We start from the raw sequence: 19,273 nt of genomic DNA on the forward strand, positions 1-19,273 counted from the left end.
TTCATGCGATGTGTCGCCGCGCGACCTTGGAAAAGCGGGTGTTGATCTCTGGCATATCCAATGCCCGTGCAGCGCCGCTGCTGGTTTGCGCCATTTGCGTGGCGAAAACGACATGCCACGCAAACATGACCACAGCATCATCGCGCCTTTGACCTTGCGTCACGCCTCGTGCAACATGCGATAGGGAAAAATGGGCGGCGTCATGGCATCAGTTACTTCCAAGCACGGGGCGGATACGTCCGAATCAAGACGGAACGAGCTGACCGCTGCCGAGATTGGAGCCGTCGCGCATCTCTATCGCGGTGAAGTCTATCGCAGCACCATCTGGCGCACCCGGCTTGATACGACGACCAACTGGTCGGTGGTTACGCTGGGCGTTGCTCTGTCGATCTCGTTTTCGTCCCCCAACGCGTCACCGTTGCCGCTGGTTCTCGTCGGTGTGCTGATCCTGCTGTTCATGATGCTGGAGGCGCGGCGCTATCGCTACTTCAACGTCTGGCGCGCGCGGTGTCGATGGATGGAGACGCATTTCTATGCGCCGATGCTGGATGAAGGCGATCTGCATCTGGAGGATAACTGGCAGAAAACCCTGGCTGCGGATTATCTGCATCCGCGCTATCACGTTGGGTATCTGGTGGCCCTGGGGCGACGGATTCGCAGCAACTATCTTTGGATTCTGCTCATTCAGTCATTGGCATTCGCGGGCAAGCTGGCGGTACATCCGACGCCGATCCAAAGCTGGCGGCAGGCCATTGATCGTGCAGATGTCGGGCCGGTTCCGGGCGAGGTTCTGTTTTTCGTCGGGTTTGTTTATGTGGCGTCATGCGCCAGCGTGGCACTCTGGTCAAAGCGCTATGACGCGCGACGCAGCGCGGTGCGGGGAAAGGAACGTTCGGATTCGATGGGCTGAGCGGGAACCGTCTGTGCAGTTCGACCGTTTCCAACCGACACGTTCGAAGGCCGGGAAAACGTTCTATGCGCTATGCCACCAAAAAGACCGCTATGATGGTTGCCGTCCTGCTCGCGGGCATCGCGGTGGCGCTTCTGGGCTTTTCGGGAACTGTCATTCCGTTCGGTGCATCCATCGTGCTGTGCTTTCTGATCTGGATCGGCGGCGCATTGGTCGTTCATCTGAAGATGGATCGCTACTGAGACCGCAATCGGCGATATTGCCATTCTGACAGGCTCTGCCTATCAGGAGCCATGAACACCGACCAACATGACCGCCTTCTTATCATTGATTTCGGCAGCCAGGTGACGCAGCTGATTGCGCGCCGCTTGCGGGAATTGAATGTCTATTGCGAAATCCATCCCTACCAGAACGTGACGGATGCGTTTCTGGCCGATTTCGCGCCCAAAGCCATCATTTTCTCGGGTGGCCCGGACAGTGTGATGCGCGACGGCTCGCCACGACCGCCGCAAAAATCCTACGAACTTGGGGTGCCGATCCTCGGGATCTGCTATGGCCAGCAAGTGATGATGCATGATCTGGGCGGCACCGTCGAAGCCGGAGAGCATGCCACGGCAGAGTTTGGCCGCGCCTGGGTCAAGCCATCGGACAAGCGCGACGATATGTTGTCGGGTTGGTTCATGGACGGCACGGGCCGCGAACAGGTCTGGATGAGCCACGGCGATCATGTGTCTGAAATCGCACCGGGTTTCGAGGTTCTGGGCACCTCTCCCGGCGCACCATTCGCGATCACAGCGGACCGGTCACGCCACTTCTATGCGGTTCAGTTTCACCCCGAGGTGCATCACACGCCAAACGGCAAGACGCTGTACCAGAATTTCGTTCAACTCGCCGGGTTCAAAGGCGATTGGACGATGGATGCCTATCGCGACGAGGCGATCCGCAAGATCAGGGATCAGGTGGGTGACAAAAAGGTCATCTGCGCCCTGTCCGGCGGCGTTGACAGCTCGGTTGCCGCCGCCCTGCTGCATGAGGCGATCGGCGACCAGCTGACCTGCGTTTTCGTCGATCACGGCCTGCTGCGGCTCAACGAGGCCGACGAGGTTGTGGCGATGTTCCGCGACCACATGAATTTGCAAGTGATCCATGCGCAGGAACAAGAGCTGTTTCTGGGTGAGCTTGACGGTGTAAGTGACCCAGAAACAAAGAGAAAGATCATTGGCCGCCTGTTTATCGACGTGTTTCAGAAATACGCTAACGAGATCGACGGCGCGGAGTTTCTGGCACAAGGCACGCTCTACCCCGATGTGATCGAATCCGTCTCTTTCAGCGGCGGCCCGTCCGTCACCATCAAGAGCCATCACAACGTCGGCGGATTGCCCGAAAAGATGGGTCTGAAACTGGTCGAACCGCTGCGCGAACTGTTCAAGGATGAAGTGCGCGCACTGGGCCGGGAACTTGGCCTGCCCGACAGCTTCATTGCCCGTCACCCATTCCCGGGGCCGGGTTTGGCGATCCGCTGCCCCGGAGAGATAACGCGCGAGAAACTCGATATTCTGCGCAAGGCCGACGCCGTTTATATCGACCAGATCCGCAAGCACGGGCTTTATGACGAGATCTGGCAGGCCTTCGTGGCCATCCTCCCCGTACGCACGGTCGGCGTCATGGGCGACGGACGCACCTATGATTTCGCCTGTGCCCTGCGCGCCGTGACGTCCGTGGACGGGATGACGGCCGATTACTACCCGTTCAGCCATGATTTCCTTGGCGAAACTGCAACGCGGATCATCAACGAGGTCAAGGGCATAAACCGCGTGACCTATGACATCACGTCAAAACCGCCGGGAACGATCGAATGGGAGTGATGCGAAACGCATTGCTTGCTCTGGTTCTGCCGACGCTGGCGATGGCCGAGCCGACATATCACCGCGTAACCGGCGTGGCCGACGACGACGCGTTGAATGTCCGAGGCGGCCCGTCTGCCAATGCGGTGGATTTGGGCGATCTTGGGCCAGACACGCACCGGCTGGAAGTCCTTGGATTCGATGGCAGCGGCGATTGGGCAAGGATCGCCTGGGGCGAACGGGATGGTTGGGTCTCGGCCCGGTTTCTGTCACCGGATCAACCGGATACGCTGGAAAGCTCATCCCTGCCCGACGGTCTGGTCTGCAATGGGACAGAGCCGTTCTGGTCGATCTCTCTCTCCACCTCGAATGCCCGCTTCACCGAACCGGGGGCCGAAGATGTCGCCTTGCAAATCAGCGACGTGACCGTCGCCGCCGGACGGCTGGGAAGCCCCGCGCGCGTCACGCTGCACGGCAAGGACACGCGCGCCCGTGTGACCGTTCTGGGCGAGACCTGTTCCGACGGGATGAGCGACCGGAGCTATGGCTGGACGGCGGTTCTGGACTGGTCGCGTAGCACTGACGCACGGTTCCTGTCCGGCTGCTGCGCGATCACGCCGCAGTGAGGCTGAAAGACCCGTTTGCACGATCAGCGAGCGCGGTCATGTCGCTTTCACCCATCTTCCGCGCCTGCCTCTGGATGGTCGGAGCCATCGTCGCGTTCACCGCGATGGCGGTGTCGGGCCGCGCGGTCAGCCTTGATCTCGATACGTTCGAGATCATGCTCTACCGCAGCGCGATTGGTGTTGTGCTGGTCATCGCTGTGGCAGGCATGGCCGGAACGCTGCCGCAAATCCGAACGCGCAAGCCGATGGCGCATCTGGTGCGCAATGTCTGCCACTTCACCGGCCAGAACCTGTGGTTTTATGCCATTGCCACCATCCCGCTGGCGCAGGTGTTCGCGCTTGAATTCACCTCACCGCTTTGGGTGATGGTCATGGCGCCGGTGATCCTGAACGAGCGCTTGACCCGGTCACAGGCCATTGCCGGAGCGCTGGGTTTCGTCGGCATCCTCATCGTCACCCGACCGGGCACAGAAACGATCGAGATCGGCCTTGTCGCGGCGGCGCTGGCGGCCATCGGCTTTGCCGGATCGGCGGTTCTGACGCGAAAGCTGACGCGGACCGAGACGATCACCTGCATTCTGTTCTATCTCACCACCATGCAGGCCGCACTGGGCTTGATCTGCGCCGGGTTTGACGGCGACATTGCGCTGCCGACAGCGGGCAATCTGCCGTTCGTCGTGGTGATCGCGGTCGCTGGACTGGTGGCGCATTACTGTCTGACCACCGCTCTGTCTCTGGCACCGGCGTCAATTGTGATGCCGATTGATTTCATCCGCTTGCCGGTGATCGCCATTGTCGGGGTGCTGCTCTACGCCGAACCGCTGGACCCGTATGTCCTGCTTGGCGCGGGGCTGATTTTCGCCGCGAATTACTACAACATTCGCCGCAGCGCCCGAGCGTAACAAGAATGTGACGTTATGATAATACTTACCGCCTGACGTATGGTCAAAATTGACCCTGAGACAGCCGCGTCGCTACCGTCTCGGTAGAGGAAATCAAGTTTATTCCAAGGGATGAGGGTCCAATGAAACGAATGATGACAAGCGCGGTTGCACTTGTCTGTGCAGCGGGTGCTGCGCAGGCCGGTGGCATCGACCGCATGAGCAACAATTACGGTCTGCTTTTCGAAAGCGGCAACCAGCTCCAACTCACCTTCTCGGCTGTGTCGCCTGACGTGTCGGGCGAATACACGCCCGCCCTGACAGCGGCTGGCGGCGGTGAGAGCAAAACCGGCAACATGCTGAATAACTACCAGACATTCGGCTTGGGCTATAAGAACGACGTCAACGAAAAGCTGGCTTTTGGTCTCTATGTGAACACGCCGTATGGCGCTGACGCGGAGTACTCCAAGGGAATCTATTCCGGCCTCACAGCCGAGTGGGACAGCCAGCAGGTTGCCGCCCTCGCCCGCTATCGTCTGAATGATCGCGTTTCGGTCTTCGGCGGTGCCCGCTACGTGCGCAGCAAGGCCGACATCACGATCCCCGATCCCTTGGTGCGCAGCGCGGTCGGGCGCAACGCTCAACGTCTGGGTGCAGAGGCGCAGGCGCTTGGTGAACAGGCGGCAGCGGCCGGTGCGGCCGGCGATCTGGCCGCAGCGCAGGCTTTGGGCGCGCAAGCCCAACAGGCTGGTGCGCGCGCCCAGACATTGGGAGCCGCTGCGCAGAACACGACCACCAGCATGGAGTTCAACGCCTCTGCCGATTACGAAGGCGACTGGGGCGGCGTGTTGGGTGTGGCTTACGAGATCCCCGACATCGCGCTGCGCGTGGCGCTGACCTGGGAGTCCGAGATCACCCACACGTTTGACGCATCCGAAAGCATCCCGGGTCTGGGCATCGACACGGATGGCGGCGACAACGACGTGACCTTGCCGCAGACTGTTGCGCTCGATTTCCAGAGCGGTGTCGCGGCCGGCACGTTGGTCTTTGGCCAGATCAAATGGTCCGAATGGGCCGAGTGGGCCGTGGGCACACCCGAATATCGCAGCGCGACCGGAGGCATCATCACCGATTTCCCAAGCGACGTGTGGACCTACAAGCTTGGTGTCGGGCGGCAATTCACCGATGAAGCATCGGGGTTTGCACAGATCACCTACGAGCCCGACCTTGACGACGTCCAGTCCCGGCTCAGCCCGCGCGACGGGATCATCAGCCTGGGTGTCGGCGGCCAGTACAAGGTGAACAACATGACCTTCCGTGGCGGGATCGAGTACGCGTGGGTCGGCGCTGCCGAGGATGCCTCTGGCGTCAAGTTCCAAGGCAATGACGCCATCGGCGTCGGCCTGTCACTGACCACGAGCTTCTGAACCGCGTTCCCCAAGTGCCCACCGCTTGGGCGAATTGGCCCCGTCGGATCATCCGACGGGGCTTTTTCGTGCTTTGCACATGTTTCGGGTCGCGCGCTGTCGCCCTTGCGCGCTAAGGCTTTGCCATGACACAGCAAACATCCCTCTCCACCCGCGCGTGGATCGAACTTTCGCTGCTTGGCCTGATCTGGGGCGGATCGTTCCTTGCCATCCGGACCGCGCTTGACGAAATCGGCCCACTGACGTCGGTGCTGCATCGTACATTCTGGGCGATGCTGGTGCTGTGGGTCGTGGTAATTGTGCGTAAAGAAGCGATCCCACGCAGCTTGAGGATCTGGGGCGCCTTTTTGGTGATGGGCGTTCTCAACAACGTCATTCCCTTCAGCCTGATGGCCTGGGGACAGCTCTATATCCCGAGCGGCCTCACCTCGATATTCAACGCCGCGACGGCGATCTTCGGCATCGTGGTTGCCGCCCTCGTCTTTGCTGATGAACGGTTGAGCCCACGCAAGGCTTTGGGAGTCGGAATAGGCTTTTCCGGCGTCTGCATGGCCATTGGACTGGACGCATTGGCCCAGTTTGACACCACGTCGCTGGCGCAACTGGCGATTGTCGCGGGAACGCTGTCTTACGCATTCGCCAGCGCATGGGCGCGCAAGATGCTGGGCGGTATCTCTCCCCTCGTGGCGGCTGCGGGCATGCTGACAGGGTCATCGCTGGTCATGGTGCCGCTTGCCATGACTGTCGAAGGGCTGCCCTCTTTCGCACTGGGAGCCGCGATCTGGGCGGCCATCGGGTATTACGCGATCATTGCGACCGCAGTTGCCTATTTGCTCTATTATCGCGTGCTCGCGATGGCGGGCAGCGGCAACCTTCTGCTGGTGACGCTGATTATCCCACCGGTTGCGATAACCCTCGGAGCGGTGGTGCGCCATGAGACGCTACATCCCGGTGAATACCTTGGCTTTGCCCTGCTGGCCCTTGGGCTCAGCATCATTGACGGGCGTTTGTGGCGGCGCGCGGCGACAACCGTTTGACGCCCCCGCGCCGCGCCGCTACTTCCAGACGGCACGCAATACGGGCACAGGGCAGCGGAATGATCTATACGTCGGCACAGGATTGGCACGATGCGCCACACAAGCGTGTGGTGCTGTTCGCGATGTCGGGTTTGGGCAAGACCCACCTGTCCACGATGCTGCGCGATACCGGACACTGGTTTCACTACTCGATAGATTACCGCATCGGCACCCGCTACATGGGCGAATACATCGCCGACAACGCCAAGCGCGAGGCGATGAAGGTGCCGTTCCTGCGCGATCTTCTGATGTCGGATTCCATTTACATCGGCTCGAACCTGACATTCGACAATCTGGCTCCGGTGGCGGCCTATCTTGGCAAACCGGGAGATCCGGACAAGGGCGGTGTTCCGATCGACGAGTATCGCAAGCGGCAGGATCAATTCCGGCGCGCCGAGATGGCCGCATTGCTTGATACCGGGTATTTCATCGACCGCGCGATGGATCTTTACGGTTATCCCCATTTCGTGTGCGATACCGGCGGCTCGATTTGCGAATGGGTCGATCCCGGCGATCCCGAGGATCCCATCCTCACCGAGTTGTCGAAACATGCACTGCTGGTCTGGATCAGGGGCGACGAGGCCCATACCCAGGAACTCATCCGCAGGTTTGACAAAGCCCCCAAGCCAATGGCCTATCAGCCCGAATTCCTACAGGCGGCTTGGGCGAAATACCTATGCGAAAACAGCGTGCAAGAGCATGATGTTGATCCTGACACCTTTATCCGCTGGACCTATGCTCAGGCCTTGGCCCACCGACAGCCGCGCTATGCGGACATGGCCGCGAAATGGGGCGTCAGCATCGACGCAAGTGCCTTGGCCGATGCGCCCACACCCCAGACATTCGACGCGCTGATAGCCGACGCGCTCGATCAGAAGAACCGGTAGCACCATGCCCATCAAACTGCCCAACAACCTGCCCGCCTATGACGTGCTCAAGCGCGAAGGTGTGATGGTGATCCCCGACGAGCTGGCCAGCCAACAGGACATCCGGCCGTTGCGCATCGCGCTGCTCAACCTGATGCCGAAAAAGATCCAGACCGAGAACCAGTTTGCCCGCCTGATCGGTGCCACGCCCTTGCAGATCGAATTCAGCCTGATCCGCATGTCCGAACACCAGACCCGCAACACCGCCGCCGAACACATGGAGAGCTTTTACCGCCCGTTCAGCGAGGTGGCCGACAGTGACGAAAAGTTCGACGGCCTGATCATCACCGGCGCTCCGATCGAGCATTTGCCTTTCGATAAGGTGACTTACTGGGACGAGCTCGTCCAGGTGATGAACTGGACCCAGACCCACGTTCATTCCACATTCGGCGTGTGCTGGGGCGGCATGGCGATGATCAACCATTTCCACGGCATTCCCAAGATTGACCTGCCGCAAAAGGCGTTTGGCTGCATCCGCCACCAGAACCTGGCCCCGGCGTCGCGCTACCTGCGCGGATTTTCCGACGACATGGTGATCCCGGTCAGCCGCTGGACCGAATTGCGCCGCGACGACATCATCGCGGCGGGCCTTCCCATCCTGATCGACAGCAAGGAAACCGGCCCGTGTCTGGTCGAGGATCCGGCGCACCGCGCGCTTTATGTGTTCAACCATTTCGAATACGACAGCGGCACGCTCAAGGACGAATATGACCGCGACGTTGCCAGCGGCACACCGATCAACGTGCCGGCGAATTACTACCCCGACAACGATCCCAGCCGACCGCCGCAAAACCGGTGGCGCGGCCATGCGCATCTGCTCTATGGAAATTGGGTGTCCGAGATCTACCTCACGACTCCGTTCGACATCGAGATGATCGGCGCGTCCAGCACGGACTTGCGCAACAAATAGGAGGCGGAATTGGGGTTACGACGTTGGGGAATCCTGTTGGGGTGCGCGGCCGTATTGGCCGTGACGACCGCCTGCACCGCAAGCTACCGCGAGGACCGGGCCGAGGAACGCTTTCCCCCCGAGGGCCGGTTTCTGGATGTCAACGGCATCCAGGTGCATTATGTGACCAAGGGGCAAGGCCCGGACATCGTGCTCATTCACGGTGCCAGCGGCAATCTGCGCGATTTCACCTTTTCGCTGGTCGACAAACTGGCCGGCCACTACCGCGTGACCGCCTTCGACCGCCCCGGTCTGGGCTATACCGACCGGATCAATCCCGACGGCACCACGATCATCCAACAGGCCAATCTTCTGGCGGATGCAGCGGATCGGCTTGGTCTGTCAAAGCCCGTGGTTCTGGGCCATTCCTATGGCGGCGCGGTGGCGCTCGCGTGGGCCGTGGAGCGGCGCAACGAACTCTCGGCACTGGTGCTCCTTGCCGCTGCATCGAACCCGTGGGACAGCGATCTGAGCCTGTTTTACAAAGTCACGTCAAGCGACCTCGGCGCGGCGACGGTCGTTCCGGCCATCACGGCTTTGACCCCCAACGCGATCGTGCAAGAGGCCATCGACGGCGTGTTTGCTCCGCAAGAGCCGCCCGCAGGTTACGATGACCACATCGGCGCGCCCCTGACGCTGCGCCGCGAGTCGATGCGGGCCAACGCCATGCAGCGTGCCAATCTGCTGGGTGAAATCACCGACCTTTATACGCAATACGGCAAGATCGACGTTCCGACCGAGATCGTCCACGGCGATGCAGACACCACGGTCGGGCTGTCGATCCACTCGATTCCGCTCTCCAGACAGATCAAGGGCGCAAACCTCACGGTCCTTGAAGGGGTCGGGCACATGCCGCATCATGTTGCCGAACCGCAAGTGATCGACGCCATCGACCGTGCGGCACGACGCGCGGGTTTGCGTTAACCACGGTAACATCCCATATTCATTGGAAACATGCCGCTCGCAGAAAGGGCCGTGAATGGACCTTCCCTTTGATGGCGCAATCAGCGCCTTTTTCGAAAACGACGCCCCAGACGAGATTGTCAACGCGATCAAGCGGGCGGAAAAAGTCGACATCATCAACCCCGATCATCCCTATTCGGAGCGGATGCCGCGCAAGGCGTACCAAAAGGATCTCGACGCGTTGCAGATCGAACTGGTCAAGATGAAGGCGTGGGCGCGCGACACCGGCTTACGCGTCGCCATCGTGTTCGAGGGCCGCGACGCGGCCGGAAAAGGCGGCACAATCAAGCGCTTTCGCGAGAACCTTAATCCTCGGGGTGCAAATGTTGTTGCCCTGCCCAAGCCCTCGGAAACCGAAAAGTCCCAATGGTACTTCCAGCGCTATATCGACCACCTGCCCGCCGCCGGCGAAATCACCTTCTTTGACCGCAGTTGGTACAACCGCGCGGTGGTCGAGCATGTGTTCGGGTTCTGCACGCCAGCTGAGCGTCAGTTGTTTTTCAAACAGGTGCCGGAAGTGGAAAAGATGCTGGTCGATGACGGCATTCGCCTGTTCAAGATCTGGCTCAATGTCGGTCGGGCCGAACAGTTGCGCCGCTTTCTGGCGCGGGAACGCGACCCGCTCAAGCAGTGGAAACTGAGCTGGATCGACGTTGAAGGGCTGAAGCGCTGGGATGCCTATAGCGCGGCGATTGAGGAAACCTTCGAGCGCACGCACACCAGCCACGCGCCCTGGACCGTCATCCGCTCGGATGACAAGCGGCGCGCGCGCATCAATGCCATTCGCAGCGTGTTGACCCAGCTCGACTATAGCCGGAAGGCTCCGAAGGCTGTTGGCACCATTGACGACTCCATTTGCGGCGGACCGGACATCTGGGATGACTAAACGCGGCTATCATCACGGAAATCTGCGACAGGCATTGATCGACGCGGCGCTCGAGCTGATCACCGAAAAGGGGCCCACGGGTTTCACGCTGTCGGAAGCGGCCAAGAAGGCAGGCGTTACCCCGGCGGCCGTTTACCGCCATTTCGAGGGCCGCGAAGACCTGATTGCCGAAGCCGCGCGTCAGGGTTACGAGATCTTTGCCGACGTGATGCAATACGCCTATGACAGCGGCCAACCCTCGGCGCTGGCGGCATTCGAGGCCACGGGCCGTGCCTATCTGGCCTTTGCACGCAAATATCCCGGCCATTACATCGCGATGTTCGAAAGCGGTATCTCGGTCAATCGCACGCCGGAACTGGCGGTTGTGTCCACCCGTGCGCGCGACGTGCTGGAAAAGGCCGCCGCCGATCTGTCCCAGCACATTCCGAAAGACAAACGCCCGCCCGCGTCGATGTTCTCGGCCCATATTTGGGCGATGAGCCACGGCGTCGTGGAGTTGTTCGCCCGCAACTCCCCGGGAACAGCCACGCCATTCCCGCCAGAAGACCTTCTGGAAACCGGCATCGGCGTCTACCTGCGCGGATTGGGTTTGATCGCGCCCGATCAGTAGGGTGACAAAGCCCGCGCGAGCGCCTACATCCCTGCGCATGACACAAGAACTTCATATCGTCGGCGGCGGAATGGCCGGATCCGAAGCAGCCTGGCAGGCGGCCAATCAGGGCATCCGCGTGGTGATCCACGAGATGCGGCCCAAGGTGGAAACCTTTGCGCACAAGACCGGCGATCTGGGCGAGATGGTGTGTTCCAACTCGTTCCGCTCTGACGATGACGAGCAGAACGCCGTCGGGTTGCTGCACTGGGAAATGCGCAGCGCCAACGGTCTGGTGATCGACACCGCCCATCGCCATCGCCTACCCGCGGGCGGTGCCTTGGCGGTGGATCGCGATGCGTTCTCGGTCGAGATCACGCGGCGTTTGCACGCCCATCCCAACATTCGCGTCAGCCACGAGGAAATCACCGACCTGCCCGAGAGCGGCCACTGGATCATCGCCACCGGCCCGCTCACCAGCGCCGCCTTGGGGCAAGCGATTCAGCGCGAAACCGGCACCGACCGGCTGGCTTTCTTCGACGCCATCGCGCCTATCGTCTATGCCGAGTCCATCGACATGAGCAAAGCGTGGCTGCAATCGCGTTATGACAAGGGCGAGACCGAGGAAGAGCGCCGCGCCTATATCAACTGCCCGATGGACAAGGCGCAATATGACGCCTTCATCGACGCGTTGCTGGCGGCCGAAAAAACCGAATTCCACGACGGTGAAACGGCGAGATATTTCGACGGCTGCCTGCCCATCGAAGTCATGTCCGAACGCGGCCGGGAGACATTGCGCCACGGACCGATGAAGCCGGTGGGCCTGACCAATCCGCACGCGCCCGACGTTAAACCGTGGGCGGTGGTGCAACTGCGCCGCGACAACGCTTTGGGCACGCTCTACAACATCGTCGGCTTTCAAACCAAGATGAAGTACGGCGCGCAAACCTCTGTTTTCAGGATGATCCCCGGTTTGGAAAATGCCAGTTTCGCGCGCCTCGGCGGCATCCACCGCAACACGTTCCTCAATTCACCCACCTTGCTTGACGATCAGATGCGCCTGCGCTCGCGCCCTAATATCCGTTTTGCGGGACAGGTCACCGGGGTCGAAGGCTATGTCGAATCCGCAGCGATGGGTCTTCTGGCGGGCCGCATGGCGGCAGCAGAGTTGACCGGTCAACCGATCCCGACAGTGCCACAAGACAGCGCGCATGGGGCGTTGATCCATCACATCACCGGCGGCGCTGACGCGAAAACGTTTCAGCCGATGAACGTCAATTTCGGGCTGTTTCGCCCCGTTGATGGCCTCAAAGGCGGGCGTCGCGGGCGCCGGGATCGCTACAAGGCCTACACCGATCGTGCCAAAGACGCATGGAACGCTTGGCTCGCTGCGCAAGTTGAACCCGCATGAACTACGTTCTCGCCCTCATCCTGCCGCCTTTGTCGATCTTGCTGACGGGCCGTCCTTTCACGGCGATATTCGTCTTCCTGATCTGGATTCCGGCGATTTTGTTCACTGGCGGATTGACCCATCCCATGTTCGTCCTATTGGCTTGGATTCTGATCTATCAATCCAACGAAGACCGCCGGATGCGCAAATACGGCCGTGCCGATGACGACTGACGAGGGTGCCTGATTTGGCCTTCGTCACCCGCTTTGCCCCAAGCCCGACGGGACAGCTTCACCTTGGTCACGCCTATTCTGCACTGTTGGCATTTGACATGGCGCGCGCGGCGGATGGCCGATTTCTCCTGCGGATCGAAGACACCGACACCGCCCGCAGTCACGAAGTGTTCGAAACGCAAATCTATGACGATCTGGCTTGGCTGGGCCTGACATGGGAAACGCCGGTGCTGCGCCAATCGCAAAACACCGCCGCCTACGACGCTGCTATCGACACGCTGGCCGCGAAGGATCTGCTCTATCCTTGCTCTTGCACGCGCGCCGACATCCGGCGTGCGGCCTCCGCCCCGCAAGAAGGCGCGCCTTTACTTGGGCCGGACGGGCTGATCTATCCGGGAACCTGCCGACATCGCCCGTGGAGCGCGCGCACCGATAACGACGCCGTGCGCCTCGACATGGGAAAAGCGCTCGATTTGATCCCGGAGCTGCCGCAATACACAGAGACCGGCGTTCACCCCGCAATCGAGTTAACGCGCGCGCATTTCGAGGACGGGATCGGAGATATCGTCCTTGCCCGCCGCGACACCAGCACCGCCGCCTATCACCTCAGCGTCGTGGTCGATGACGCCGCGCAAGGTATCACCCATGTGATCCGCGGCGAAGACCTCGCCACGGCGACGCCGATTCACGTGCTGCTTCAAACCCTCCTGGGCCTTCCGACGCCGATCTATCACCATCATAAACTGATCCGTGACGAGGCTGGCAAGCGTCTCGCCAAACGCGACGATGCCCGCGCCATCGCAGCCTATCGCGCCGAAGGCGCGACGCCTCGGGACATCAGACAATTGGTCGGCCTGTAACGCGGCTCACATTTTCTTCTCTTCGGAAATACTCAAATCCTACCCCGCCAGCGGTGCCATGATCTCAACTTCCGCGCCGTCCCGGACTTCGGTGTAAAAGCAGGACTGTCGGTTGGTGTGACAGGCAGGGCCGATTTGTCGCACGATCACCAGCAGACAATCGCGATCACAATCTATGCGAAACGACACCAATTCCTGCGTGTGTCCCGAACTTTCGCCTTTCACCCAAAACGCCTGCCGTGACCGCGACCAGTAGGTCACGCGCCCTGTTTCCAGTGTTTTGACAATGGATTGCGCGTTCATCCACGCCATCATCAGAACGTCGCCGGAACTCTCGTCCTGCGCAATTGCCGGAATCAAGCCGCGATCATCATAGAGCAAACTCGTGACATCAAATGTCATATGGAAAAACCTTTTTGCATCCGCCGTCCGGATCCCTATTTATGAGGTGCACTGCGAAAGGGAAAGCCATGCCCGGCGACACCGACCTGATCAAACTTTACTCGGCGCGGATTCTTGAATTGGCGGCGGATATCCCGCTTCACCAGCGACTTGACGCGCCGGGCTACAGCGTGAAAAAGCGCTCGCCGCTCTGTGGCTCGACGGTGACGGTCGATGTCGCGATGAAGGATGGCAAGGTCAGTGCGTTCGGACAAGACGTCAAAGCCTGCGCTTTAGGTCAGGCGTCGGCTTCGGTCGTGGGTGGCGCGATTGTCGGCTGCACGCCGGACCAGATCATGCAAGCACGCGATGAACTACGCGCGATGCTCAAGGATGACGGCCCGGTTCCTGCGGCGCCGTTTGACGGGTTGGAAGTCTTGCGCCCGGCCGTCGCCTACAAGAACCGCCACGCGTCAATCCTGCTGACGCTCGACGCGGCGTCCGAAGCGGTCACCCATCTCGCACAGACGCAGACCGCCTGAATTCGACACTATTATCAAAAAAAACCGCCGCACTTCAGAACCTGAAGGCGGCGGCAAAGTGACGTGTTCGTTTCAGGGCCGTCAACGCTCGGAAGGCAGGCACCTTCGTTGGGACAGTTGCATCAGTTGGGACAGGATGCAGAGCGTTCGGGCAAAAAACACGCAGGCAGAAAAGGTAACAAAGTCAGACAAGCACCGGCAGATGAAGCGCCGCGACCAGCAACACGACCAATGACATGGCACCAAGCGCGTCTTGAAGAAGCGCCGTATCGGTGCGTTCCTTGGCTGTTGAAAGCGAGGTTTTGATCCGCTGCATCATCGTGTCGTCCTCCTTGTTGCCACTTTGTTCTCACATCCTTAACGTTCTGTAAAGAACTTTATGAGAACATTTGAGAACAAAACTGGTTAACCGACGGATATCAGCTGAATCGCCTGTTCCTGCCGCATGAGGTAAAGCAGCACGCGCGCGGCGTCTCCGCGAGCGGATTTCAATGTCGGATCGTCGTTCAGCAACTTGCGCGCATCGTCCTGCGCGATCTGCATAAGCCCGGCCTGTCGCTCCAGATCGGCGATGCGAAACCGTGGCAAACCGGATTGCGCCGTGCCCAGCACATCGCCCGCGCCGCGCATTTCAAGGTCAACTTCGGAGATGCGAAATCCGTCATCGGTTTCGCGCAACGTGGTCAGACGTTTCAATCCGCTTTCGTTCAGCGGCGGTTGGTAGAGCAACAGACAGGTCGACGCCTCCGATCCCCGCCCGACGCGTCCTCGCAACTGGTGCAACTGCGCCAATCCGAACGTCTCGGCGCGCTCGATCACCATGATCGACGCGTTCGGCACGTTCACCCCCACCTCGATCACCGTTGTGGCGACCAGAACGCCGGTGTCGCCAGCCACGAACCGCGCCATCGCCGCGTCTTTTTCGGCATGGGGCATCTGTCCGTGCACCAGCCCGACCACCCCCTCTCCCAACGCCGCGCGCAGCCGCTTGAACCGGTCTTCTGCCGCCGTGAGATCGAGCACTTCGCTTTCCTCGACCAAGGGGCAGACCCAATAGGCCTGCCGCCCCTCGGCGACCGCCTGGCGCAACCGGTCGATCACGCTATCCATCTGTTCGTTCGACAGAAGCGCGGTTTTGACAGGCGTGCGTCCGGGGGGTTTCTCGTCAAGCACCGACACATCCATGTCGCCATATTGCGCCAGGGCAAGAGAGCGTGGAATCGGCGTTGCCGTCATGACCAGCACATCAACCGCCTGGCCTTTACGCCCCAGTTCCAGCCGCTGACGCACGCCAAAGCGGTGTTGCTCGTCGATGATTGCCAGACGCAGGTCGTGAAAGGCGACGTCTTTCTGAAACACCGCATGCGTGCCGACGAGAATGTGAATGTCTCCGCGCGCCAACGCGTCCAGCTTGGCCCTGCGCTCGCTCCCCTTGTCTCGCCCGGTGAGGAGTTCCAGAACGACGCCCGCGTCCTCGGCCAGAGGCTGCAATCCCTCAAGATGCTGGCGCGCCAGAATTTCGGTCGGAGCCATCATCACGCCCTGCCCTCCAGCCTCGACCACGCAGAGCAGCGCCATGAAAGCGACAAGCGTCTTTCCCGATCCCACATCGCCCTGAAGCAGTCGGTTCATGCGCAGCGGCGCGGCAAGATCGTCTGTTATTTCGTCGATGGTCCGCATTTGGGCGTTGGTGGGTTTATAGGGCAGCGCCGCCAGAACCTTGCGCCGCAAGCGACCATCGCCCGATGTGGCAAAGCCCCGCTTTGCACGCTTTTTCGTGCGCGCCATCGCCAGTGTCAGTTGATGCGCGAACAGTTCGTCATAGGCCAATCGCCGCCGGGCCGGACTGTCGAGCGACATTTCACCCGTTCCTTTCGGTGCGTGCGCGTGCATCATCGCGTCATGCCAAGTCGGCCAGTTTTCCCGCGTAACCAACGCCGGATCGGCCCACTCGGCCAGTTCGGGCGCACGCGACAGCGCGTCCTGTACAGCCTTGGTGATCGCCTTTTGCGTCAAACCGGCGGTCAGCGGATAGACCGGCTCGAACGCGGGCAATGTGTCGGCGTCTTCGGGAAGCAGGACATGGTCGGGATGAACCATCTGCGCCATGCCATCGAAAAACTCGACCCGACCGGACACGACCCGGCGGCTCCCGAACGGAAGCAGCCGGGCGACATAATCACCCCGCGCGTGGAAGAACACGATCTGGAACGCGGTTTTCGCATCCTCGACCGTGACCCGATATGCCCCCGTCTTGCTGCGCGCGGGGCGGTGCTGTCCGATCTCGACCTCGACTGTCAGGGTTGCGGGCAAGTCGGCGCCCTGAACCGAGTCGCGCGGACGGCGATCGATGACAGATTGCGGCAAGGTGTACAGCAGATCGCGCGGTGCCTCGATTGCCATGTGATTGAGGGTGAGCGCAGTTTTCGGACCAACCCCGTGCAAGCCATCGAGCGCCGCGAACAGCGGGAACAGGATTTCCGGTCGGCCGCTGCTCATGCGCCCTCGATCAGATCGAACCAGCCGTCCTCATCGATGATCTCGATCCCCAGATCGCGGGCCTTGGTTTCCTTGGACCCGGCACCGGGCCCGGCGACCAGAAGATCGGTTCTCGAAGACACCGATCCCGAAACTTTCGCACCCAACCGCTCGGCACGCGCCTTGGCCTCGGCGCGGGTCATGCGCTCAAGCGAGCCTGTGAACACGACGGTTTTGCCCGCCACCGGGCTGCCATCGGTTTGCGGGCGTTCGGCGTCTTGCACGTCCAGATGCGAAACCAGCCGATCAATCGATGCCCGTTCCGCCTCTTGCGCAAAGCTTGATACCAGCGACGTGGCCACCACCGACCCAATACCGTCGATCCCGATCAAGCTGTCCCATGCGTCACTTTCAGGATCGTGGGCGGCATCCACTGCCGTCACAAAGGCGTCCCACGTGCCATAGGAGCGGGCCAGAAGCTTGGCGACAACCTCTCCGACATGGCGAATGCCCAGTGAAAAGATCAGTCGCTCGAGTGGGATACCCCGCTTTTCGTCGATCGCATCAAACAGGTTTTGCGCCGATTTCTCGCCCCATCCTTCGCGGTTCCTGAGCTGCTTCACGCCGCTGCCGTAGCGGTCTTTCAACGTGAAGATGTCGGCGGGTTCGGTGATCCAGCCATCGCTGTAAAACTGTTCCACCTGCTTTGCACCCAGCCCTTCGATGTCGAATGCCGCGCGCGAGACGAAATGCTTGAGCTTTTCCACCGCCTGCGCCGGACAGATCAGACCGCCGCTGCATCGGCGCACCGCGTCTCCGGCTTCGCGTATGGCCTCGGACCCGCATTCCGGGCATTCATGCGGAAACGCGTAAGGCGTGGCCGATGCGGGGCGTTTGGACAGATCGACATCGGCGATTTTCGGGATCACATCTCCAGCACGGTAGACCTGCACCCAGTCGCCGACGCGAATGTCCTTGCCGTCTCGGATCGGTGCGCCGTTGGCGTCCCGACCCGCGATATAATCCTCGTTGTGCAGGGTTGCATTCGACACGACGACACCGCCCACCGTCACCGGAGTCAGTCGCGCCACAGGGCTGAGGGCGCCGGTGCGACCGACCTGAATGTCGATCGCCTCAAGCCAGGTCCACGCCAGTTCGGCAGGAAACTTGTGCGCAATCGCCCAGCGGGGCGTGGTCGAGCGGAACCCGAGGCGGGCCTGATAGGCGAGATCGTCAACCTTGTAGACCACCCCGTCGATATCATAGCCGAGCGTCGCGCGCTGTTCTTCGATCTTGCGATAATGGAACAGCATGTCTTCCGGCGTGTCGCACCGTTGCGTCAGTGGATTGGTCTGGAGTCCAAGCGCCGTCAAACGGTCAATCGCGCCGCTCTGGGTTTCGGCCAAGGGAGCGCTGAGCGCGCCCCAGGAATAGGCGAAGAACTTGAGCGGGCGGTCCTTTGTGATGTTGGGGTCCAGTTGGCGCAGCGATCCGGCGGCGGCGTTGCGCGGATTTGCGAAGGGTTTGCCACCGCGCGCGCCTTGTCTGGCGTTCAGATCCGCGAAATCGGCGTGGTTCATGTAAACCTCGCCGCGCACCTCGATCACGTCTGGCGCATTCTTGAGCTCGATCGGCAGATCCGTGATCGTGCGCGCATTGGCGGTGACATTTTCACCCACCGCGCCGTCGCCCCGCGTTGCGGCCTGAACGAGCGTTCCGTTTTCGTAGCGCAGCGACAGCGACAATCCGTCGATCTTGGGTTCGGCCGTATAGGCCAGCGGATCGTCGTCCGAGAGCCCCAGATAGCGCCGGACGCTTTGATCGAAACTGAGGATGTCTTGGTCATCGAACGCATTGTTCAGCGACATCATTCTTATTTCGTGGCGAACCTTTGCGAACCCTTCCGCTGGCGTCGCACCGACGCGCTCGCTTGGGCTGTCGTCCCGTTTGAGGCCAGGGAAGCGCGATTCGATTTCGGCATTGCGTCGTTTCAGGCGGTCGTATTCGGCATCCGTCAGGTCAGGCGCATCGTCTCGATGATAGGCGGTATTGGCGGCATCCAGAATCAGCGCCAGTCGCTCCAGTTCCTTGCGCGCATCGTCTTCCGACAAGGCTTCAACTGCCATCTCCTGCTGCGCCATGTGCGTCCCTTCGCCAATCCTTGAACTTGAGTGATAGGCGCGAGGTTGCGGTTGGTCCAGATTCGAAACGTGTCCGACCGGCATGAAATTCCGTGATCAGGGACTGGATTCGCCCGCTGTGCTGGCGGGCGAATTCCGCATCGCGTCTCCAGAGCCGGTGTGTGACAACAA

21 protein-coding genes are annotated in these 19,273 nt (G+C 60.9%); 16 read left to right on the forward strand and 5 right to left on the reverse strand.

Annotated elements, in window-relative coordinates; genetic code table 11:
- Nucleotide 1: 1 nt before the first annotated feature.
- Entirely contained in the window at nt 2-127 is a 126-nt protein-coding gene (locus ACGKZZ_RS07795; protein WP_411222949.1) for a hypothetical protein, read from the reverse strand.
- A 75-nt stretch (nt 128-202) separates the two neighbouring features.
- Here ACGKZZ_RS07795 and ACGKZZ_RS07800 point away from each other — a divergent pair, with 75 nt between their 5' ends.
- The 15 genes from ACGKZZ_RS07800 (at nt 203) to gluQRS (ending at nt 13,560) form a co-directional block, all read left to right on the forward strand.
- A complete protein-coding gene (locus ACGKZZ_RS07800; protein ID WP_411222951.1) occupies nt 203-910 on the forward strand; it encodes a DUF2270 domain-containing protein in 708 nt (235 codons plus the stop codon).
- Between the two features lie 65 nt (nt 911-975).
- A complete protein-coding gene (locus ACGKZZ_RS07805; RefSeq protein WP_411222952.1) occupies nt 976-1,152 on the forward strand; it encodes a hypothetical protein in 177 nt (58 codons plus the stop codon).
- A 51-nt stretch (nt 1,153-1,203) separates the two neighbouring features.
- Nucleotides 1,204-2,775: a glutamine-hydrolyzing GMP synthase gene (gene guaA / locus ACGKZZ_RS07810; protein WP_411222953.1), complete on the forward strand. Its 1,572-nt coding sequence runs from the start codon at nt 1,204-1,206 to the stop codon at nt 2,773-2,775.
- A complete protein-coding gene (locus ACGKZZ_RS07815) occupies nt 2,775-3,380 on the forward strand; it encodes a COG3650 family protein (protein ID WP_411222954.1) in 606 nt (201 codons plus the stop codon). The genes guaA and ACGKZZ_RS07815 overlap by 1 nt, the downstream gene beginning before the upstream one ends.
- 38 nt (nt 3,381-3,418) lie before the next feature.
- Nucleotides 3,419-4,282 (forward strand): DMT family transporter, encoded by an 864-nt coding sequence (locus tag ACGKZZ_RS07820; RefSeq protein WP_411222955.1) that lies wholly within the window; start codon nt 3,419-3,421, stop codon nt 4,280-4,282.
- 122 nt (nt 4,283-4,404) lie between these two features.
- Nucleotides 4,405-5,688 (forward strand): OmpP1/FadL family transporter, encoded by a 1,284-nt coding sequence (locus ACGKZZ_RS07825; protein ID WP_411222956.1) that lies wholly within the window; start codon nt 4,405-4,407, stop codon nt 5,686-5,688.
- Nucleotides 5,689-5,813: 125 nt separating this feature from the next.
- Complete coding sequence (locus ACGKZZ_RS07830; RefSeq protein ID WP_411222958.1) at nt 5,814-6,725, forward strand: DMT family transporter; 912 nt, start codon at nt 5,814-5,816, stop codon at nt 6,723-6,725.
- Between the two features lie 59 nt (nt 6,726-6,784).
- Nucleotides 6,785-7,651, forward strand: coding sequence for an ATPase (locus ACGKZZ_RS07835; protein WP_411222959.1), 867 nt, complete (start codon nt 6,785-6,787; stop codon nt 7,649-7,651).
- A 4-nt stretch (nt 7,652-7,655) separates the two neighbouring features.
- The gene (gene metA, locus ACGKZZ_RS07840) at nt 7,656-8,600 is read left to right on the forward strand and encodes a homoserine O-succinyltransferase (protein WP_411222960.1); all 945 of its coding nucleotides are present in this window, start codon (nt 7,656-7,658) and stop codon (nt 8,598-8,600) included.
- Between the two features lie 9 nt (nt 8,601-8,609).
- A complete protein-coding gene (locus ACGKZZ_RS07845; RefSeq protein ID WP_411222961.1) occupies nt 8,610-9,563 on the forward strand; it encodes an alpha/beta fold hydrolase in 954 nt (317 codons plus the stop codon).
- Nucleotides 9,564-9,618: 55 nt separating this feature from the next.
- On the forward strand, nt 9,619-10,488 hold the full coding sequence (gene ppk2 / locus ACGKZZ_RS07850; RefSeq protein ID WP_411222963.1) for a polyphosphate kinase 2: 870 nt from the start codon (nt 9,619-9,621) through the stop codon (nt 10,486-10,488).
- The gene (locus tag ACGKZZ_RS07855; RefSeq protein WP_411222964.1) at nt 10,481-11,098 is read left to right on the forward strand and encodes a TetR/AcrR family transcriptional regulator; all 618 of its coding nucleotides are present in this window, start codon (nt 10,481-10,483) and stop codon (nt 11,096-11,098) included. Before ppk2 ends, ACGKZZ_RS07855 begins: the two co-directional genes overlap by 8 nt.
- Nucleotides 11,099-11,135: 37 nt before the next feature.
- Entirely contained in the window at nt 11,136-12,488 is a 1,353-nt protein-coding gene (trmFO, locus tag ACGKZZ_RS07860; protein WP_411222965.1) for a methylenetetrahydrofolate--tRNA-(uracil(54)-C(5))-methyltransferase (FADH(2)-oxidizing) TrmFO, read from the forward strand.
- The gene (locus ACGKZZ_RS07865) at nt 12,485-12,700 is read left to right on the forward strand and encodes a hypothetical protein (protein WP_411222967.1); all 216 of its coding nucleotides are present in this window, start codon (nt 12,485-12,487) and stop codon (nt 12,698-12,700) included. The genes trmFO and ACGKZZ_RS07865 overlap by 4 nt, the downstream gene beginning before the upstream one ends.
- 14 nt (nt 12,701-12,714) lie before the next feature.
- A complete protein-coding gene (gene gluQRS, locus ACGKZZ_RS07870; protein ID WP_411223155.1) occupies nt 12,715-13,560 on the forward strand; it encodes a tRNA glutamyl-Q(34) synthetase GluQRS in 846 nt (281 codons plus the stop codon).
- Between the two features lie 39 nt (nt 13,561-13,599).
- On the opposite strand, the gene hisI is transcribed toward gluQRS, so the two are convergent.
- Nucleotides 13,600-13,962, reverse strand: coding sequence for a phosphoribosyl-AMP cyclohydrolase (hisI, locus tag ACGKZZ_RS07875; RefSeq protein ID WP_411222969.1), 363 nt, complete (start codon nt 13,960-13,962; stop codon nt 13,600-13,602).
- A 68-nt stretch (nt 13,963-14,030) separates the two neighbouring features.
- Between hisI and ACGKZZ_RS07880 the strand changes: the two genes are divergently transcribed.
- A complete protein-coding gene (locus ACGKZZ_RS07880) occupies nt 14,031-14,483 on the forward strand; it encodes an iron-sulfur cluster assembly scaffold protein (RefSeq protein ID WP_411222970.1) in 453 nt (150 codons plus the stop codon).
- Nucleotides 14,484-14,667: 184 nt separating this feature from the next.
- Here the strand turns inward: ACGKZZ_RS07880 and ACGKZZ_RS07885 are convergent, their stop codons facing one another.
- The 3 genes from ACGKZZ_RS07885 to ligA form a co-directional block, all read right to left on the reverse strand.
- A complete protein-coding gene (locus tag ACGKZZ_RS07885; RefSeq protein WP_411222972.1) occupies nt 14,668-14,802 on the reverse strand; it encodes a hypothetical protein in 135 nt (44 codons plus the stop codon).
- 86 nt (nt 14,803-14,888) lie between these two features.
- Nucleotides 14,889-16,982, reverse strand: coding sequence for an ATP-dependent DNA helicase RecG (gene recG / locus ACGKZZ_RS07890; protein WP_411222973.1), 2,094 nt, complete (start codon nt 16,980-16,982; stop codon nt 14,889-14,891).
- Nucleotides 16,979-19,102, reverse strand: coding sequence for an NAD-dependent DNA ligase LigA (gene ligA, locus ACGKZZ_RS07895; protein ID WP_411222974.1), 2,124 nt, complete (start codon nt 19,100-19,102; stop codon nt 16,979-16,981). The genes recG and ligA overlap by 4 nt, the downstream gene beginning before the upstream one ends.
- Nucleotides 19,103-19,273 lie beyond the last annotated feature (171 nt).

Origin of the sequence: Marivita sp. S2033 (assembly GCF_046592965.1) — a bacterium.
Lineage (GTDB): Bacteria > Pseudomonadota > Alphaproteobacteria > Rhodobacterales > Rhodobacteraceae > Marivita.

Bases quoted from the DNA above. Each gene is read 5' to 3' on its own strand.
- ACGKZZ_RS07885 (WP_411222972.1), bottom strand. From the start codon at position 14,802: ATGATGCAGCGGATCAAAACCTCGCTTTCAACAGCCAAGGAACGCACC.
- ACGKZZ_RS07820 (WP_411222955.1), top strand. From the start codon at position 3,419: ATGTCGCTTTCACCCATCTTCCGCGCCTGCCTCTGGATGGTCGGAGCC.
- ACGKZZ_RS07830 (WP_411222958.1), top strand. From the start codon at position 5,814: ATGACACAGCAAACATCCCTCTCCACCCGCGCGTGGATCGAACTTTCG.
- ACGKZZ_RS07835 (WP_411222959.1), top strand. From the start codon at position 6,785: ATGATCTATACGTCGGCACAGGATTGGCACGATGCGCCACACAAGCGT.
- hisI (WP_411222969.1), bottom strand. From the start codon at position 13,962: ATGACATTTGATGTCACGAGTTTGCTCTATGATGATCGCGGCTTGATT.
- metA (WP_411222960.1), top strand. From the start codon at position 7,656: ATGCCCATCAAACTGCCCAACAACCTGCCCGCCTATGACGTGCTCAAG.
- recG (WP_411222973.1), bottom strand. From the start codon at position 16,982: ATGAGCAGCGGCCGACCGGAAATCCTGTTCCCGCTGTTCGCGGCGCTC.
- ACGKZZ_RS07800 (WP_411222951.1), top strand. From the start codon at position 203: ATGGCATCAGTTACTTCCAAGCACGGGGCGGATACGTCCGAATCAAGA.
- ACGKZZ_RS07795 (WP_411222949.1), bottom strand. From the start codon at position 127: ATGTTTGCGTGGCATGTCGTTTTCGCCACGCAAATGGCGCAAACCAGC.
- ACGKZZ_RS07880 (WP_411222970.1), top strand. From the start codon at position 14,031: ATGCCCGGCGACACCGACCTGATCAAACTTTACTCGGCGCGGATTCTT.
- ppk2 (WP_411222963.1), top strand. From the start codon at position 9,619: ATGGACCTTCCCTTTGATGGCGCAATCAGCGCCTTTTTCGAAAACGAC.
- ligA (WP_411222974.1), bottom strand. From the start codon at position 19,102: ATGGCGCAGCAGGAGATGGCAGTTGAAGCCTTGTCGGAAGACGATGCG.
- ACGKZZ_RS07825 (WP_411222956.1), top strand. From the start codon at position 4,405: ATGAAACGAATGATGACAAGCGCGGTTGCACTTGTCTGTGCAGCGGGT.
- ACGKZZ_RS07815 (WP_411222954.1), top strand. From the start codon at position 2,775: ATGCGAAACGCATTGCTTGCTCTGGTTCTGCCGACGCTGGCGATGGCC.
- trmFO (WP_411222965.1), top strand. From the start codon at position 11,136: ATGACACAAGAACTTCATATCGTCGGCGGCGGAATGGCCGGATCCGAA.
- ACGKZZ_RS07855 (WP_411222964.1), top strand. From the start codon at position 10,481: ATGACTAAACGCGGCTATCATCACGGAAATCTGCGACAGGCATTGATC.
- ACGKZZ_RS07865 (WP_411222967.1), top strand. From the start codon at position 12,485: ATGAACTACGTTCTCGCCCTCATCCTGCCGCCTTTGTCGATCTTGCTG.
- ACGKZZ_RS07805 (WP_411222952.1), top strand. From the start codon at position 976: ATGCGCTATGCCACCAAAAAGACCGCTATGATGGTTGCCGTCCTGCTC.
- guaA (WP_411222953.1), top strand. From the start codon at position 1,204: ATGAACACCGACCAACATGACCGCCTTCTTATCATTGATTTCGGCAGC.